Below are 217 nucleotides of genomic sequence, written 5' to 3'. Positions count from 1 at the left end.
ACGATGCTGTTCAGGCCAGCCGTCAGGAGCACGGTGTTGCTCGACAGAGCCTGATACCATTGCAACGAGAAGCTGAAGGGCAGTTCATAGAGCGGCGATGCGTTGAACCCCATTGCCATCATCACGAGAATGGGCGTGTAGAGGAAGATAAGGATCGCAATGAGATAGATACGGCCAAGCGGTTTCATGATCCTCTCCTCAAGCTACCGTGCCACGG

1 pseudogene is annotated in these 217 nt (G+C 54.4%); it reads right to left on the bottom strand.

Features of this window, described 5'->3' with window-relative positions:
* A pseudogene (locus AF337_RS31095) lies at positions 1-188 on the bottom strand (ABC transporter permease); the annotation flags it as partial.
* Positions 189-217: the final 29 nt, after the last annotated feature.

It is taken from the genome of Rhizobium ecuadorense, from assembly GCF_001187535.1.
GTDB lineage: Bacteria > Pseudomonadota > Alphaproteobacteria > Rhizobiales > Rhizobiaceae > Rhizobium > Rhizobium ecuadorense.
The sequence above is the reverse complement of the archived record's forward strand: the minus strand, read 5'-3'. Positions and strand labels throughout refer to the sequence as shown.